General features: G+C 62.4%; 14 protein-coding genes. 8 read left to right on the forward strand and 6 right to left on the reverse strand.

Annotated features, from left to right (window positions below; all coding sequences use genetic code 11):
- The first annotated feature begins 23 nt into the window (after positions 1-23).
- Positions 24-602, forward strand: a complete 579-nt coding sequence (locus ACSFC5_RS17280; RefSeq protein WP_440766488.1) for a DUF7090 family protein — start codon at positions 24-26, stop codon at positions 600-602.
- A gap of 489 nt (positions 603-1,091) precedes the next feature.
- On the opposite strand, the gene ACSFC5_RS17285 is transcribed toward ACSFC5_RS17280, so the two are convergent.
- From ACSFC5_RS17285 to ACSFC5_RS17300, 4 genes are all read right to left on the reverse strand, one after another.
- Positions 1,092-1,874, reverse strand: coding sequence for a DUF7089 family protein (locus tag ACSFC5_RS17285; RefSeq protein WP_440766489.1), 783 nt, complete (start codon positions 1,872-1,874; stop codon positions 1,092-1,094).
- A 434-nt stretch (positions 1,875-2,308) separates the two neighbouring features.
- Positions 2,309-3,355 carry a Zn-ribbon domain-containing protein gene (locus ACSFC5_RS17290; protein ID WP_440766490.1) on the reverse strand — a complete coding sequence of 349 codons (1,047 nt, stop codon included), beginning with the start codon at positions 3,353-3,355 and terminating at the stop codon, positions 2,309-2,311.
- 13 nt (positions 3,356-3,368) lie between these two features.
- The gene (locus tag ACSFC5_RS17295) at positions 3,369-3,770 is read right to left on the reverse strand and encodes a DUF2073 domain-containing protein (protein WP_006092809.1); all 402 of its coding nucleotides are present in this window, start codon (positions 3,768-3,770) and stop codon (positions 3,369-3,371) included.
- A gap of 6 nt (positions 3,771-3,776) precedes the next feature.
- Entirely contained in the window at positions 3,777-4,415 is a 639-nt protein-coding gene (locus tag ACSFC5_RS17300; RefSeq protein WP_006092808.1) for an Era-like GTP-binding protein, read from the reverse strand.
- 1,798 nt (positions 4,416-6,213) lie between these two features.
- Here ACSFC5_RS17300 and ACSFC5_RS17305 point away from each other — a divergent pair.
- Both ACSFC5_RS17305 and ACSFC5_RS17310 read left to right on the forward strand, forming a co-directional pair.
- A complete protein-coding gene (locus ACSFC5_RS17305) occupies positions 6,214-7,887 on the forward strand; it encodes a Cdc6/Cdc18 family protein (protein ID WP_440766491.1) in 1,674 nt (557 codons plus the stop codon).
- A 237-nt stretch (positions 7,888-8,124) separates the two neighbouring features.
- Entirely contained in the window at positions 8,125-8,568 is a 444-nt protein-coding gene (locus ACSFC5_RS17310) for a hypothetical protein (protein ID WP_440766492.1), read from the forward strand.
- A gap of 239 nt (positions 8,569-8,807) precedes the next feature.
- Here ACSFC5_RS17310 and ACSFC5_RS17315 read toward each other — a convergent pair whose 3' ends face one another.
- On the reverse strand, positions 8,808-9,866 hold the full coding sequence (locus ACSFC5_RS17315; RefSeq protein ID WP_440766493.1) for a S24/S26 family peptidase: 1,059 nt from the start codon (positions 9,864-9,866) through the stop codon (positions 8,808-8,810).
- Positions 9,867-10,167: 301 nt separating this feature from the next.
- On the opposite strand from ACSFC5_RS17315, the gene ACSFC5_RS17320 reads away from it, so the two are divergent.
- Together ACSFC5_RS17320 and ACSFC5_RS17325 are read left to right on the forward strand one after the other, a co-directional pair.
- Complete coding sequence (locus ACSFC5_RS17320) at positions 10,168-11,736, forward strand: DNA-directed DNA polymerase II small subunit (RefSeq protein ID WP_440766494.1); 1,569 nt, start codon at positions 10,168-10,170, stop codon at positions 11,734-11,736.
- A gap of 87 nt (positions 11,737-11,823) precedes the next feature.
- Positions 11,824-12,585: a hypothetical protein gene (locus tag ACSFC5_RS17325; RefSeq protein ID WP_440766495.1), complete on the forward strand. Its 762-nt coding sequence runs from the start codon at positions 11,824-11,826 to the stop codon at positions 12,583-12,585.
- A gap of 75 nt (positions 12,586-12,660) precedes the next feature.
- On the opposite strand, the gene ACSFC5_RS17330 is transcribed toward ACSFC5_RS17325, so the two are convergent.
- Positions 12,661-13,098, reverse strand: coding sequence for a hypothetical protein (locus tag ACSFC5_RS17330; protein WP_440766496.1), 438 nt, complete (start codon positions 13,096-13,098; stop codon positions 12,661-12,663).
- A gap of 309 nt (positions 13,099-13,407) precedes the next feature.
- On the opposite strand from ACSFC5_RS17330, the gene ACSFC5_RS17335 reads away from it, so the two are divergent.
- The 3 genes from ACSFC5_RS17335 to ACSFC5_RS17345 all read left to right on the forward strand — a co-directional run bounded on the left by ACSFC5_RS17335 (position 13,408) and on the right by ACSFC5_RS17345 (position 16,863).
- On the forward strand, positions 13,408-14,586 hold the full coding sequence (locus tag ACSFC5_RS17335) for an aspartate kinase (protein ID WP_440766497.1): 1,179 nt from the start codon (positions 13,408-13,410) through the stop codon (positions 14,584-14,586).
- A gap of 148 nt (positions 14,587-14,734) precedes the next feature.
- Positions 14,735-15,313, forward strand: coding sequence for a hypothetical protein (locus ACSFC5_RS17340; protein WP_440766498.1), 579 nt, complete (start codon positions 14,735-14,737; stop codon positions 15,311-15,313).
- 203 nt (positions 15,314-15,516) lie between these two features.
- Positions 15,517-16,863: a tryptophanase gene (locus tag ACSFC5_RS17345; protein ID WP_440766499.1), complete on the forward strand. Its 1,347-nt coding sequence runs from the start codon at positions 15,517-15,519 to the stop codon at positions 16,861-16,863.
- Positions 16,864-16,891: the final 28 nt, after the last annotated feature.

Raw genomic sequence — 16,891 nt, forward strand, 5'->3', positions numbered from 1 at the left:
TGCCCCAAGTTGTTCACGTCAATATGGACTATTCGCTTGCAATCGACGGGACGCCAGAAACGGTACCGGGTGGGACGGGCGTACTGCTCCTCCACCCGAGTACGGGCGAAACGGACCGCATCGACACGGACTTTCTCAAAACCGATACCGACAATTTCCTCGTCATCTCCACCCGAACCACTGCCCGAGAAGTCAGACAGAAACTCGAGTACTACGACGTCGCCGAGGAGCGCGCCGAAATCCTCGACACGCTGAGCATCGAACGCGGCTACTCCCGCCGCTCGTCCGACAACGTCCACTACGTCGCCGCCCCCGACGACGTCGACGGCATCGTCGAGCACATCGACGGCTTCCTCGAGGCCCACGACGGCAAGCTCCGCCTCAGTTTCGACTCCGTGACCGAACTCGCCTACTACGCCGGCGACGACGCCGCACTCGAGGCGGTCGAACGAATCCTGGAACTGCTCGAGAAACACGACGCCATCGGTCTCTTCCACGTCTCTGAGGAACCCCACGACGTCTCCCTCGTCGACGAGTTCCGCGACCTGTTCGACGGCACCATCGATCTGGACGAGGACGGTAGCATCGAGAGCGAGTTCTAACTCCCGGCCCCGATTTTCGCTGCGAGTCGGTTGTGGATCGTGGCGTCTCGAGTGCGAAACTCGTTCTTCCACAGTGGCGCGCGCTGGCGACGCACCCGAGCATTGCGAGGGGGCGTCAGCAAAAATGTGCGAGGTCTTCGTGAGTGGAACGAACGAAATCGTTCGAAACGGCGGAGCCGTTTCGTGATGCCGAAAACGCGACGCGGTTTTGAGCAGCCTGGAAGACGCGAAGCGTCTTCCTTTGGATGAGCGAACGACCGTAGGAAGTAAGCGTTAGCGCGGAACCTTTGGTTCCGCAAACCATGCGAGCGGGCCTTCGGCCCGCGAGCAGAAATCGGCTGGGGAGGACGTGGAAATAATCGCCGCCATTCGAGCAGTTACACATCGGTTCCCGTCAGAAACGTGTAGTTCACTCCATCAGAACCGTGTAGTTTCTTCCATCAAAACTTCGGTGCTGCCCGAGACCGTCAGTTCGAAACGAAGAGTGCGTTATTCAGCGAGCGAGTCGAACGTCTTCTCGGCCCACTTGACCGCGTACCCCGATCCGTGATCCCGGTACGCGCCGGTGTCGAGCGCTGCAAAGGGGGCCGGTAACTCGAGGCCGTGCTTGATCGCCGCACAGGCCAGTTCCGTCGCATCGGCGAAATCCGTCTCGCCGCGGGCGACGGCGCGCGAGAGGCCGGAGACGCGGTCCTCGAGTCGGTCGCCGGCGTCCTGCCACGCGTCGAAGAGTTCGGGATGATCGTCCTGCCACGCGGCGAACTCCTCGCGGGTCTGGAGTCCGACCCAGCCATCGTACAGCGCAGCCGCCACCTGGTAGGTGTCGTTCGGATCGAGATCGGTCGCCGCGTCGAGCGCGAGGTAGTCGTCCTCGAAGAAGCCGAGGAAGTGTTCGGGGGCCACACAGTCCAGATCAACGAACGCTTCGGCGATCAGAAAGTCAACGAACGGCTCCGGAGAGCCCTCGACGCGAGCCTTCACGAGAACGATCGGCGGCTCGGTCTGGCGCGTCCAGACGACGCTGCCGTCGCCGGGCATTCCGATAGTCAGATCAGGCCCCGCGTAGCGCGCGAGCAGCCTCGGGGCGTCCGCAGGGAGCCAGTCGGCCGGGTAGCTCGCGGGCTCGAGCGCGTCGACGAGGAGTCCGAGGTCCTCCGCCCGCGCAGGGTCCAGCGTCTCGAAATCGCGTTCACAATCGAGTACCTGGACGCCGGGTGCATACTCATCGCGAACTGCCTCGACCGGACTCGAGAGATCGCGAGCCTCGAACATCAGGCGAGGACGGTCTGGAAGATGACCAGCAGCGACAGCAGTGCTGCGACGGCGATCGTGGTGAGGACGACCTTGGTGGGAGTGCTCATACGCGAATACAGTCAGCCGCCTCGCTTAAATCCATCTTTCTCGCCTAATACGGTGAGCGATTCGCCGGCGAGTGCCGCCACTCGAGTGGAACACGAATCGTCGTCCGTCACGACCACGGAGCCACGATGGAGACGCATTCGTACCGGAACAACGACAGAAGACCAGTAGTTCTCCTGGAACACGATTTCCGCATTATTGTCCATGAGTGTCTTGAAAGACGGATTTTGCAGTTGAAGTAATGGGGGTTAAGCGATGGGGCAGAATCGAAACGATCGGGGACCCCTGCAGACCGTACAGAGTTGGGACCAGGAAAAGCGTTGATCGAGCGCTAAGTCGTCCGAGCGTTACGAGTCGTCGTCCGAGCGCCAGGAGTCCGGCACATCGATGACGTACCGCCCGTCTTCTTGCAGCGAGATGATATACTCTTCGCGGTTGTAGAGTTCCATTAGGTTGAGTTCGTACTGTCCCGGACTCACGATTTTGATGCTTTCGAACTGCTCGTTGAGTTCCGCGCGGAGTTCCTCGATCGACGGCTGAGCGCCCGACGGTTCGCTGACGACGCGGCCGTGCTCCGGCGGCTGCTCCCCGGTACCATCCGTGGGGTCGGGTGACCCGGACGGTCCAGCGGCCCTCGTTTCGGGTCCAGCGGCGCGGTCGACGTCGCCGGGGAGGTCGTCCGTCGACACGACCTCGCTTCGCGCGTCGGCCTGTGCCGTGTTCTCGCTCTCCGCGAGCGTCGGCCCGTTCGTCAGCGTTTCGTCGTCCTCGAGCGATCCGCCGTCGTCGATCGAATCAGCGGAGGAAGACGCAGCGCCGGCCGCAGCGTTGTCCCCCTGAATTCCACTGGAAGCGTCGTCCGGGGGCGTCGAACGGTCTTCGGGCCGACGAGCGGTCTCCGGCCACTCGGCGAACTCGCCCGGTTCGGAACGCTCGTCAGGGTCGGCCGATCCGTCGCTGTCGGGCCACGATCCATCCGTCTGTTGAGCGTCCGCCTGGTGGGATCGGGTTACGTCCGTCGACCCGGACCGAGTTCCGGCCGTCGGTGTGGAGCGATCGTCGACCGTCGACGATCCGGGGCGATTCGACGCTGTCGGTTGCGACTCCGGTTCAGTATTCGAGTCGCCCGATTCCGACGACATCCACCCACGAACGGTTTCTGCGGCGCGTCCGACGGTTCCAGAGGTGTCGGGGTTCGCTGCTGTGTCGGGCGACTCTGCAGTTCCCGCGCCCGAATCGGCTGCGGTCTCCGCAGTCGAGCCGGACGATCCGCTCGTCGCTCGCCCGGACGGGGCGAACTGGAACTTGTTCCCGCCGCAGTCGGGACAGCCCGACAGCATCTCCTTGGAGCCGTCGGGAAACGTGCGGCCGCAGTTCGTACATTCGTGTGGCATTATTCGTGTGACATCAGTCTCGAGAGACGAGCGCACTGATGAGCGTTTCGTCCTTGTGAAGCGTCTCGATCTGGTTTGCTGGGCCGATAACCGTCAGTTTGGCCGTTGATTCGTCGCCGCCCATGATCCGACCGAGCAGCGAGGAGTCACGCGTCGTGGATTTCGGATAGGTCTCGATCTCGATTCCGTTGAACTCGTCGGGGCTGATCTCGGACATCGTCACCTCGATGAGTTTGCTCTCCTCGTCGGGCGTCAGCCCTTCCTCCAAGATGACGATGTTGCCGTCGTGGACGCCGTCTAAGATCATCCGGATCTTCTCCATCGTCGCCATGTTCTCCATGCGCTCGCCGCTGATCAGGTCGATCTGGACACCGTTGGGAGCGTCCGGGTCGTCCGCGTTAGTTGCTTTTGGCATCTTCGTTCACCCGAAGTACTCCGCGATGTTTTCGTACACTTCGTCCATGTTCTCGCCCTCCTTGGCCGACAGCGGGACCGTCTTGTGCTGTGGGAATGCGTCCTCGATCCGCTTGACGCTCGAGTCGTCGAGGTCGATCTTGTTCGCGAAGATAAGAACCGGGAGATCTCGAGATTCGATGATGCCGATCAGCATCGTATTGACCTGCGTGATCGGATCCTCTGCGCTGTCGAGCACGTAGATGACGCCGTCGACGTCCTCGCGCAGCCAGTGCATCGCTTCCGCGACGCCTTCGGTCGCCTCGCGGGAGCGACGGATCGCGTCGTCCTCTTCCATCTCGTCGGTGAACTCCTCGTAGTCGACTTTCGTCGTGACACCGGGCGTGTCGACGATGTCGATGGTCACCGACTTACCGTTGCGCTCGATTTCGACGCCTTCCTTCCGGCGCGCGCGCCGTGTTTCGTGTGGAATATGACTCTCCGCGCCGATGGCGTCACCGGTCCAGTCACGAGCGATACGATTGGCAAGTGTTGTCTTTCCTGCGTTCGGCGGACCGTAGATGCCGATTCGTTTGGGTTCCTGTTCCGAAAACAGGCGGTCCGTAACCCGAGAGATACTATCTTTGAGTTCTGTGAACAGTCCCATCAGTGGGGCCCTCCAGCACCGCGGGGTGCAGTTGCGCGTACTACAAACTGAATTCACTTAAGCCTACGTCAGACGTGTAGACAATTCAACGCGACAAAGGGTCCGTCCCGCTCGGTGGAGGATTGGATCGGACACCGTACGGCGTTCCGCATCGGACCCATTCGCTTAGTTGCTCGTCGGAGTTGTCGAGTGTCATAATTGCTCGTCGGAGTCGTCAAGCTGGGCGATACTACGCACGAGACACGGACATACCGCGACGCACGACGCACGGACACACTATGACTCACGACGCAGCGACACAACACAGACGGACATACGCGGGTACGCGCGAACGTCAACACAAGAGATACGAGTACTGATTCATCGATTTAGAACGAGCACCACCGACTCGGGACGACTACTGCTAAGCGGTGTGTCCGTTCGATAATGAGTGTTGGTCCGGCCACGACAGCGGTGCGACGACGGCGAGCCAATTGTGTGTGAGTTTCACGGGATCGAAGAAAGTGCGACATCAGAGTGATTTTGAGATTACATGAACCAGTAGGGGGGATTCGATGGATTCGGTAGAAATGTGTGGCAAAAGGTAGCAATAGACAAGAGGGTCGAAACACCCCCACCCCTTCGTTTCAACTGGAAACGGTCGAGGGAGGTGGTGGGAGAGTAGGCAAAATCGATCGCGATCCCGTCGAAAGAAAACGAGATCGCCTCGAGACCGGTGCGAGAAGGATTCAACGGAGGGAATTCGGCAAAAGGGAGCGATCTAGTAACTCGAGACGGTGAGAGAGACTATTCTAGTAGGGACTAGTAACTATATCCACTTTCTCTAGTAAAAAATGTGTTTTGCTAGTGCTACGGACCGTGTTTCTCACCTACTGACTTAAAGATTCCCGTCCTAGAGATACCCCCTCCCCCCACCCCCTCTGTTGTCTCGTTCCACCCGAAACAAAGGGGTGGGGGGCTAGCCCCGCCTCAGTTCATTGGTAACATAGAGTCCCTGCTACTCTCTGTCACACTATTCTTTCACGTCGTTCGATCACTCGTAGACTGACCTTCCCCTCCTCTCTCCATCTTAGACATACGGTGCACTCGAGCCACATCGTACTCGCTGTACCATCCTGCTCGCATGCTTCGGAATCCTTTCGTACGACAATCACCGGCTCATCGTTCTCGAGGGCCCGACTGGTCGGTCACAACGGTCACGTCATCGCTACCGCTTCCGATTTGCCTCGAGTCTCGTCGACGTCTCGAGTTGCCAACGGCTCCAGCGGATCAGATTCGAGAACTCGCCCCCTTCTGACGGTCCGTACCGACGTCGCCACCCTGATGCCGATTCGGCTTCTCCACTGGAATCACCGCACGACCGCTGTTCCGGCTTTTCGTCAGGGTCTCGGTCGATACCGACCGAACACCGGAGGACTACTCACAATATGACAATGCCCATACTTCTCTGCTCGGTTCTCGTCCACTGATGACTGCTCGAAGATTGTCTGAATTCTGACTACTGGTTCGTCGACCTGAAACGCACGTTTTGTCACCCGCTTGCGGCTCCATAAGGCGCTCGTCACATGAAATCGTTCTTCTCAGTGCCTAACGAGCTTGTTCATCCGGTGATTCGCAAACGACCGTGGATGGAAGGGAAGAATTTAATAGCATGGTTTTCCTCTGTTTCGTTTGCATCAACTGGACCCAAGTTGGGTGCTTGGAATAGGAGGCTGCCCTAGTCGGGCTATCTACCGTGCAATATTCCTGATTTGGGGTCCGGTATTCCACTCGAAGTAAAGGGGTATGTACACGACGGATGTCAGACGACAATTCAGAACCGAGAGGCGGAGAGGAGGTCGATAGCGACGAGAGCCCCGGGTTCTCGAACCTCGAGCGATCCGATCTCGACGACGAAGCGTCGAGTCAGGGACTGTTCGACGATCTGCTCAGCGGCGAACCGATTTTCGAGAACAAGGAAGTGCTTCGGCCGTCCTACACGCCACACGAACTCCCCCATCGAAGCGACCAGATAAACAAGATGGCGACGATTCTCGTCGCCGCACTCCGCGGCGAGACGCCGTCGAACATCCTCATCTACGGCAAGACCGGAACCGGGAAAACGGCCAGCGCGAAGTTCGTCAGCAAGGAACTCGAGAGCACCTCCCAGAAGTATAGCGTCCCGTGTGACGTCGAGTACATCAACTGCGAGGTCACGGACACGCAGTACCGCGTGCTCGCACAGCTCGCGAACAAGTTCATCGAGAAGAACGAGGCCCGGATCGACGACCGGGTCGCCGAACTCGAGGAATTGCTCGAGGCCCTCGACGAGTACGCGACCGACGCCGAGTCGGATCCCGAGTTCGATCCCGCGGGCGCTGCCCCCGAAGACGCTGTCGAGTCCGACGGCTTTGGTGACACTGACGGTCCCGAACGGGCGACCGCGACCACCGACGAGGTGGCGTCGACCGACGAATTGGCGACGGGCAACGAGCCGGAGACGGTCGACGAGTCGTCGCCGGTCCACCCCCTCGAGTCGACCCCCTTCGACTCCAGAGGCGAAGTCGAGACGAAGATCGAGGACCTCGAGGCGGACAAGGAATCCTTCGAGGAGGTCCCTATGACAGGGTGGCCAACCGACCGGGTCTACAGCGTCTTCTTCGACGCCGTCGATTATGACGAACGGGTCGTCGTCATCATGCTGGACGAGATCGACAAACTCGTCGAGAAGAGCGGCGACGATACGCTCTACAACCTCTCGCGGATGAACTCCGAACTCGAGAACTCGCGCGTCTCCATCATCGGGATCTCGAACGACCTGAAGTTCACCGACTTCCTCGACCCGCGCGTCAAGTCATCGCTGGGCGAGGAGGAGATCGTCTTCCCGCCGTACGACGCGAATCAGTTGCGCGATATTCTCGAGCACCGTTCGAACGTCGCGTTCAAGCCCGGCGCGCTGTCGGACGACGTGATCCCGCTCTGTGCGGCCTTCGCGGCGCAGGAACACGGGGACGCGCGTCGCGCGTTAGATCTCCTTCGGACTGCGGGCGAGTTGGCCGAACGCTCCCAGACCGAGACCATCGTCGAGGAACACGTCCGGCAGGCCCAGGACAAGATCGAACTCGACCGCGTCGTCGAGGTCGTCCGCACGCTTCCCACCCAGTCGAAACTCGTCCTCTTCGCGATCATCCTGCTCGAGAAAAACGGCGTTCACAGCATCAACACGGGCGAGGTGTTCAACATCTACAAACGGCTCTGCGAGGAGATCGACGCCGACGTCCTGACTCAGCGCCGCGTGACGGACCTCATCAGCGAACTCGACATGCTCGGCATCGTCAACGCCGTCGTCGTCTCGAAGGGCCGGTACGGCCGGACCAAGGAGATCAGCCTCTCGGTACCGATCGACGAAACGGAGGCCGTCCTCCTCTCTGATTCCCGCCTTTCCGATATCGACGACGTCCAGCCGTTCGTCCAGGCGCGGTTCGAGAACTAACCCCGTCCGGAATCCTGCGAGTCTAGCGCCCGTTTCTACAGGTTTAGGTTCGTTCCACTCGAAACGAAGACACGGTTCGGAGTTCGTTCCATTCGAAACGCATACGCGGCTCTCCGTTTCGGCGGAGATCCAGTTTCGACCGCGACCCCGTGTCGACCAGCAATGAGTGCGCTGCCGGTCTCGGTCTCCCCGAGAGTTACCGATGAACCGATATACGTGCGCGCGCTCCGATTCTACATGAACCGACGGGCTGTCCTCGGTGCGACGGCGGGTCTCGTGTCGCTCGCCGGCTGTGTATTTGTCGACGGTGAGGTCGAATACGAGCGCGGCGAGATCTCGGTCGTGGTCGATGGCAACCCCGTCAATCTCGAGGCTGACCGATATCAGGCCGAACACGCCGAAAATCACTCGATCGACTTCCACCTCCACGAGCGAGACGAGTACTGGTACACGGAGGGCGAGGGGCCGGTAACGTTCGCCGAAGGGATCGATCTCCTCCCTCATTTCGAGTGCACACGCGAGAACGGTGCCGACGTCGTCACCATCGACGGAACCGTTTACGACGGCAGCGACGCGGATACGGAACTGACGTTCCTGGTCGACGACGAAGTCGTCGATCCGGCCGACCACGTGGTTCAGGACGGCGACGAACTCCGCCTCGAGATCGACACTGACGCCTGACCGGCTGTCGGTTCTCGAGTGACACGATCGAGCTCGACGATCTACACTGCACTCTCGGCTCGCGTTCTTCACCGGTTCGTGTCCACGCGGACGGACGGTCGCGACGGCTCGACTCGATCGGACGGCGATTCGACTCGAGAGTGTCGTCTCTCTATCGCGATCGAGAAACGCGACAGCGCAGATCGAATTCGAAGTGGGGCCAGACCGACTTGAACCCGGATCGAATCGGATCCGTAGACTCAGTCGCGGTACCGGTTGATCGCGACGGCAATTCCGCCAGTCGCTCCGGCGGCACCGGTGGTTCCGACGAACCCGACCTGTGCGGCGGTCGTTGCGGGTCCAGTCATCGCGGTCTCGATCACGGGCGAGGGGGCGAGCATCCCGCCGAGAATCGAGTCGAACGTCAGTCTGATGTAGCCGAGCCACGGAATTCCGAACCTGGCCTTGCCGGTGACCCAGTCGGGGTCGACGACCTCGCTCTGTGGCTCGTTGAAGCTGCCGTACTGCTGGTCGTAGCCGTTGTTGGCGTCGCCTTTCGTAATGAACCCGTCGTGGCTTGCGGGGCACGTTTGGAGGTCGGCGCAGGTCGTATCGCCGATGATCTCCTCGTCGGCTTTCGTGTCGACCCAGTTTTCGTCCTCTTCGACCCAGAAGTGCGCCCGGTGGATTATCGGCGTCTGTCGCTCGTCGCCGTTGGGGTGGAAAATGATCACGTCCCCGGGCTGGCCGAAGCGCTCGTGGCCGTTTTCGACGCCGTTCTCGAGGGGAACGATCCCGGTGTCACCGGCCGGATCGTCGCCGACGTATCGGTCCTCGCCGATCACGAAGATGAGATCGCCCCGCTCCATGTCCGGCTCCATGCTGCCGCTCTCGACGGCGACCAGCGGTGGCCAGACGCCGCTGAGCGCGAACAGGAGGAGCCCGATCACGGCGACGATAGCGACGCTGCTCAGGATATCGCGAGCGAGGACGACGTTTCCGTCGTCGGATTTCAGGAACCAGCGAACGACGCCGTCGTCCTTGATCGTAACCCGGTCGTCGGTAGCGGCCGTTTCGACTCCTCCGGAGGGAGTGCTGGCCGAATCTCGATTCCCGGTGGCTGGGTCTCGCGTCGCATCGGAAACGTGGTCTCGGTCCATGTCTGCATCCGGAGTACGGCTTACGTCACCGTCCGGACCTCGACCCGTGTTTACGTCCGAATCCCGGCTGCTGTCACCGTCCGGATCACCCCGCTCACCGGTGTGGTCACCACGCTCGTCGGGATCGTCAGGTGGGTCACCGGGGTTAGAACCGCTCATCGTCACCCGTTTTGCCGGGACTTGCAATCAACCTTCTGCTCCGGCATCCCGGATCGAACGCGACGAACACTGCGGGAGGCGTTTCACACGATGACCGAACCGACGCGACCGTAGACGAACACAGCTGAATCACTCGTTGTTTGCTATTTCGGTCATCGGAATAACTCTACTGGTGGGTTGACGGTACTTGTAGATCAACGGCCGACGGGAACGGCCATCTCGTTCATCGTACGACAACGCAGGAGGGCACGGGACGCTCCATGACGATATCCTTTTCTCCCCGCTTGCGAATACGAATGGTGTGCCACTCGAGGCCTCCGCTCGGATCGTCAGCGAACTTACCAGCCGCGGGTACAACGCCGAGCGCGAGGCCGTCACGAAGCTCGCGTCGGCCGACAACCCGCACGCGACCCTCGAGCGCGTCGTCGAGGAGCTGCCGGCGGACGCGTTGGTCGTTCGGACCGACCACGTCGACGCCGTCCTCGCCGCGACCGACGCGGACGCGAAACCGACAGCGGGCGGGCAACAGTCGCCCGCCGCGGCCGACACGGAAGACCCCTCCGTTTCGACTGGAGATCGAACACCCGATCCGTCAGACGTGGGTGGGGCGGTTCCAGTCGAAACAGAGGGGTCGGGGACCGCGAACCGGTCCGTCGATCCCGAGCTACGATCGCTCGAGATCGCGGGAGATATGACCGGTGACAGCACCGGAACGGGCGAGTACCAGGATTTCGTCGCCGTCTTTCGGGATCGACTCGAGAAGCTGGGCTCGAAACTGCGGGGCCGGGTCAACCACCGACCCGCGACGGCCATCCAGAAGATGCCGGGTGGCGGCGAGGTCGGGATGGTCGGGCTGGTCAACGACATCCGCTCGACGGCGAGCGGCCACTGGCTGGTCGAACTCGAGGACGCGACCGGAACGTTCCCGTGGTTGGTGATGAAAGATCGGGAGTACGCTGATCTGGTAGAGGAACTGCTCTGTGATGAGGTGCTGGCGATGGAGGGAACCCTCGCGGACGACTCGGGGATCGCGTTCGTCGACTCGATGTACTTCCCGGACGTTCCCCGGACGCACAAGCCGTCGACGGCGGATCGCCACGTGCAGGCGGCGCTGATCAGCGACGTTCACGTCGGCAGCCAGGAGTTCATGCACGACGCCTGGAACGGCTTCGCCGACTGGCTACACACTGCTGAGGCCCAGCACGTCGAGTATTTGCTCATCGCGGGCGACATGGTGGAAGGCGTCGGCGTCTACCCGAATCAGGACGAGGAACTCGACGTCGTCGACATCTACGACCAGTACGAGGTGTTCAACGAGTACCTCAAACGGGTGCCGGGCGACATCGAGATCGTGATGATTCCGGGCAACCACGACGCGGTCCGACTCGCCGAGCCCCAGCCCGGATTCGACGAGAACCTCCGGGAGATCATGTCGGCCCACGACTCGCGGATCGTCAGCAATCCCTCGACGGTGACGCTCGAGGGCGTCTCCGTCCTGATGTACCACGGCGTTTCGTTGGACGAAGTGATCGCGGAACTCCCGGAGGAGAAGGCGAGCTACGACGATCCGCACAAGGCGATGTACCACCTCCTCAAGAAGCGCCACGTCGCACCCCAGTTCGGAGGGCACACGCGACTCGCACCCGAGGAGGAGGACTTCCTCGTGATGGAGGAGGTGCCCGACATCTTCCACACCGGCCACGTCCACAAACTCGGCTTCGGAAAGTATCACAACGTGCTCGCGATTAACTCCGGCTGCTGGCAGTCCCAGACCGACTTCCAGAAGAGCGTCAACATCGACCCCGACGCCGGCTTCGCCCCCATCGTCGACCTCGATACGCTCGACGTGACGGTTCAGAAATTCAGTTGATCCCGCTCTCGAGACTCCCACGAGACGATCGTTGCGCGCCGGTCGTCTGGTCGTCTTTTATTGTCGCTCTCATCCAACTATCACTCGATGCTCTCGACGCTCGGCGTCTTGCTCGTCGCCGGCGGACTGGCAGCGGTGCATATCGGTGCTAGACGGCTCGAGTTCCTCCGCGGGATGCCCCGAAGCGGGTGGCTCTCGCTGTGTGGCGGCATTTCCGTCGCGTACGTCTTCGTCCACCTGCTTCCGGAGGTCACGGAACACCAGTCTCGAGTCGTCGAGGCGTTCGAGCCGACGAACGTCGTCCTCGCGGCGACGCACGAGCGGTCGCTGTTCGTCGCGGCGCTCGTCGGCTTTACGCTCTTCTACGGACTCGAACAGATCGTTCGCCGCTCGCAGGCTCGGCCGGACCGACGAGCGAGCGCCGGCAAACGGACGATTCGAGGGGGATCCGGCGTGTTCTGGATCCACATCGGGTCCTTTGCGCTGTACAACGGACTCATCGGCTATCTCTTACTCCATCGAGAGGAAACGGGGGTCTCGAGTCTGCTACTCTACGCGGTGGCGATGGGCGTTCACTTCGTCGTCAACGACTACGGCCTGCGCGAACACCACCGGGCCGTCTACGATCGGGTCGGTCGCTGGTTGCTCGCCGGTGCGATCCTCGGTGGCGCGGCGGTCGGCGCGCTCGTCGGCGTTCCGGAACTCGTGCTCAGCCTCTTGCTCGCGTTTCTGGGCGGCGGCGTCATCCTCAACGTAATCAAAGAGGAACTGCCAGCGGACCGCGAAAGTCGCTTCTGGGCGTTCGCTGCCGGCTTGGTGGGCTATACGATTATTCTACTGCTCGGCTGATGGCTGCGGTTCAGGTCGACTCAGTCGACGACCTGCGGCGGAACGGGACCGAGGGGCCCCGACGGCGGCCAGTCGCTACGGCTCGAGTCGAAACCGGACCGTCGGCGCGCCTTCGAACCGCGGTCCCTGACCGCGACGTTCGAAGCCGAGTTCCTCGGCGGCGTCTTCGACACACGTCGTCTCGGGAGAAACCAGCATTTCGACGTTCATCGACTCGCGTTCGGCGAACCGGACGGGTTCGGCGAGCAGCCGTTTGCACGCGTCGGCCGTCCCGTCGAGTTGGGTCACGTGGACGGTGTCTGCTTTCGCGTCGAAGCTGATGAACCCCAGCAGATCCTCCGGATCGGAGCCGTTATACTGCGATTCCGACACGTCCGCGTTCGGATCGTGCGTGCCGTCTTCGGCGACGCGCACCGTCCGATCGTGAACCAGGTTTCGCATCACGTCGGTCGGTGAGTCGGCGATCGACGCCAGCGCGTCCGCGTCGGCCTCGAGAGCGTCCCGTACGTTCATTAGGGTGTGGTAATGCCACGCACAAACATAAATCCCGCCCGCAACAGTGTCGTTTCGACTTCCAATCGATGCGGATGATCGCCGCTCGACGCATCGATCTCGAGTCGGTGAACCGGCGGCGCTTCCGAACGCACGACCTGTCGGTCACCCGTCCGGTGTACGGCGATTTGAGGCGACCGTCCAGTCCTCGAGAATGTCGCGACCAGTGGTAAAAATACGAACGATGGGACACAGTTATCTGCGCGCTCTGGTAACGGTCTGGCATATGAGCCACGAGACCGTCACGCCAGTCGCGGACGAGGTGTCAGTATGCGTGTTGTAGCCAAATTCGGCGGAACGAGCCTCGGCAGCGGGGATCGAATCAATCGCGCCGCGGATTCGATCGCGGCGGCCGTCGAGGACGGCCACGAGATCGCCGTCGTGGCCAGCGCGATGGGGTCGACGACGGACGACCTGCTCGAGGAGATCACCTTCGAGACCGACGAAGCTGACCGCGCCCAGATCGTCAGCATGGGCGAGCGAACGTCCGTCCGGATGCTCAAGGCCGCGCTAGCGGCTCGGGGCATCGACGCGACGTTCTTCGAACCCGGCGCCGACGGCTGGCCCGTCGTCACCGACGAGTACGGCGAAGTCGATGTCGAGGAGACCCAGAAGCGAGCGCTCGAGGTTGCCGAGGATCTCGACACCACAGTGCCGGTCATCACGGGCTTCCTCGCGGAAGGGCCGGACGGTTCGATCACGACGCTGGGTCGCGGCGGCAGCGACACGACGGCCGTGATGATGGGTAAGTACATGGACGCCGACGAGGTCGTCATCGTCACCGACGTCGAAGGCGTCATGACCGGCGACCCGCACGTCGTCGAAGGAGCCCGCAACGTCGGCGAGATTTCCGTCGACGAACTTCGGAACCTCTCGTTCCGCGGGGCCGAGGTCGTCGCGCCCTCCGCGCTGTCGTACAAGGGCGGCAACTTGGACGTCCGCGTCGTCCACTACCAGCACGGTGATCTGCTCTCGGGCGGGACGAGCATCGAGGGCGAGTTCAAGAACCTCGTCGACCTGCGCGAGCGACCGCTGGCCTGCCTGACCGTCGCCGGGCGAGCGATCCGCAACCAGCCGGGCATCTTCAACCACCTCTCGGAGGCGCTCTCCGAGAGCGATATCAACATCGACGCCGTCGCCAGCGGGATGGACACGGTCACGTTCTACATCGACGAAGCGGAGGCCGAACGCGCCGAAAACATCCTCCACCGCGAGGTCATCGCCCGCGACGAACTCTCGAGCGTCACCGTCGACTCGCCGACCGCCGTCGTCCGTGTCACCGGCGGCGAACTCCCCAACCAGCCGGGAATCATCAGCGAGATCGTCAACCCGCTCGCCGAGGAGCGGATCCACCTCCAGGATATCATCACGAGCGCGACCAGCGTCGCCCTCTTCGTCGAGTGGGACGACCGCGAGAAGACCCTCGAGTTGACCCAGGACCTCTTCTAAGGCGCGGCTCCCTATTCGGTGCGCGAATCGCCTTTTTTCGACCGCTGTTCGACGGGCCATCGTTTCGCCTCGAGTTTCCCCGGTAGTCGGTCCATGAACCACTGGTAACGCCCTCGTAACGAAAGTCATGACTGTAACAGCTCTTGTCATGAGCACCGATTCGACTGGTACGGAAGTGTTCGAAGACGTTGAGCCCGATCCCGACGCGGTCCTCGCCGAGTTCGGCGTGGAATCGCCGGACGACCTCGAGGAAGGCGGCGGCGCCCACGATACGATCCCGGACGACGAACTCGACGTCGACGACACGACGGCGGCCGAACTGTTCGCCGGACTCGCGGCCGTCGAGACGGCGGACTCGACGAGCGGGACCGATATCGAACCCGAGGATGACGAACCCGCTCCCGACGTCGACGACCTCGGGTTCGAGTTCGTCGGCGACTCCGACGTGACCGTCCGCGACGACGGCGACGTCATCGAGTCGGCGGCGGCCGAACTCGGCGAACTCGTCGCAGCAGAATCGCCCTCCCACGAGCGTACGGAGTCCGACGACGACACCGGAACTGCGGACCGCTCCGCTCTCGAGTCGACGGCCACTACTGCCGATTCGACCGGAAAACTCTCGGTCCGTTCCGAACCCGCGGACGGGTTGGAACTCGTCGGTCCCGAGCCGACGCCGACGCGAGTCGCCAACGACGCGTTCAGCGGTCTCGAGGCCGACGCCCGCTGACGCTCGGTGACCTTCAGGGACGCCCTCGAGCCCGCTACCGCCGTTCGACACCGTCCGTTCGCCGTCGTTCGCCGGTTCCATCGCCGCTCGAGTCGTCGACTCCGTCCATCGATGCACCGATCCGTCCGAGAGCGGACGGTTCGAACCGCCAGCGGACACGAGATTCCAGCTAGACTGAACACGCGCGCCGGCGTTGAGTGGGTATGGTCGCCTACAAATCGAAAGTGGTCGAGCGGATTCAGTTACCCTCACGCGAGCGCCGCGAGCAGGCGCTCGAGGAGGCCGGGTACAACGTCTTCGAACTCGCCGCCGAGGAGGTCTTTATCGATCTGTTAACCGACAGCGGTACCGGCGCGATGAGCGACGAGCAGTGGGCCGCGTTGCTTCGCGGCGACGAATCCTACGCGGGATCGCGAAGCTTCGACGAGCTCGAGGCCGCCGTTCGGGACGTCATGGGCTTCTCCCGGGTCGTGCCGACCCACCAGGGCCGCGGCGCGGAGAACGTCCTCTACGGCGCGCTCCTCTCCGACGGCGACGTCGCGCTCAACAACACCCACTTCGATACGACGCGCGCTCACGTCGCGAATCAGGGGGCCGATCCGGTCGACTGTCCGGTCGACCGGGCCCACGATCTGACGGTCGACGGCTCGTTCAAGGGGAACTTCTCGCTGGACCGCGCCTGGTCGACCGTCGACGAGGTGGGCGCGGAACGCGTGCCGGTGGTGATTTTGACGATCACGAACAACTCGGCGGCGGGCCAGCCGGTCAGCGTCGCAAACACCCGACGCGTCCGCGAGTTCGCGGACGAGATCGGCGCGACGTTCGTGATCGACGCCTGCCGGTTCGCCGAGAACGCCGCCTTCGTCGGAGACCGTGAGGCGGAGTTTTCCGACGCGACGGTCGCCGAAATCGCCCGCGAACAGCTCGGCTACGCCGACGCGCTCGTGATGAGCGGGAAGAAAGACGGACTGGTGAACGCCGGCGGCTTCGTTGCGACCGACGATGACGCACTCTTCGAGCGCTGCAAACAGCGAGCGATCCTCTACGAGGGCTTTCCCACCTACGGCGGGATGTCCGGCCGGGACGTCGCCGCGATGGCCGTCGGCCTCCGGGAGGCCGTCGAGGAGGCGTACGTCGCGGATCGGCTCGAGCAGGTCCGGACGTTCGCCGAACTGCTCGACGAGGCCGGCGTCCCGATCTACACGCCGCCCGGCGGTCACGCGGTCTATCTCGACGCGGCGAGCGCGCTTCCCCACGTTCCGCCCGCGGAGTTCCCGGGGCAGGCGCTGGTTTGTGCGCTCTACCGGGAGGGTGGCGTCCGCGGCGTCGAGCTCGGCAGTTTCGCGTTTCCGGATACCGACCGCCCCGAACTGGTTCGACTCGCGATTCCACGTCGCACCTACCACCGGGAACACCTCGAGCACGTGGTCGAGACGGCCACGACCGTTCTCGAAGAACGCGAGTCGGTGTCGGGACTCGAGATCGTTTCTGAGCCCGAAAACCGGGAGCTGCGTCACTTTACGGCGTCGCTCGAGCCGATCTCGAACTGAACGACACCGGCGAGAAACGGGCTGCCGT

The organism is Natronorubrum marinum (assembly GCF_052040125.1).
Taxonomy (GTDB): domain Archaea; phylum Halobacteriota; class Halobacteria; order Halobacteriales; family Natrialbaceae; genus Natronorubrum.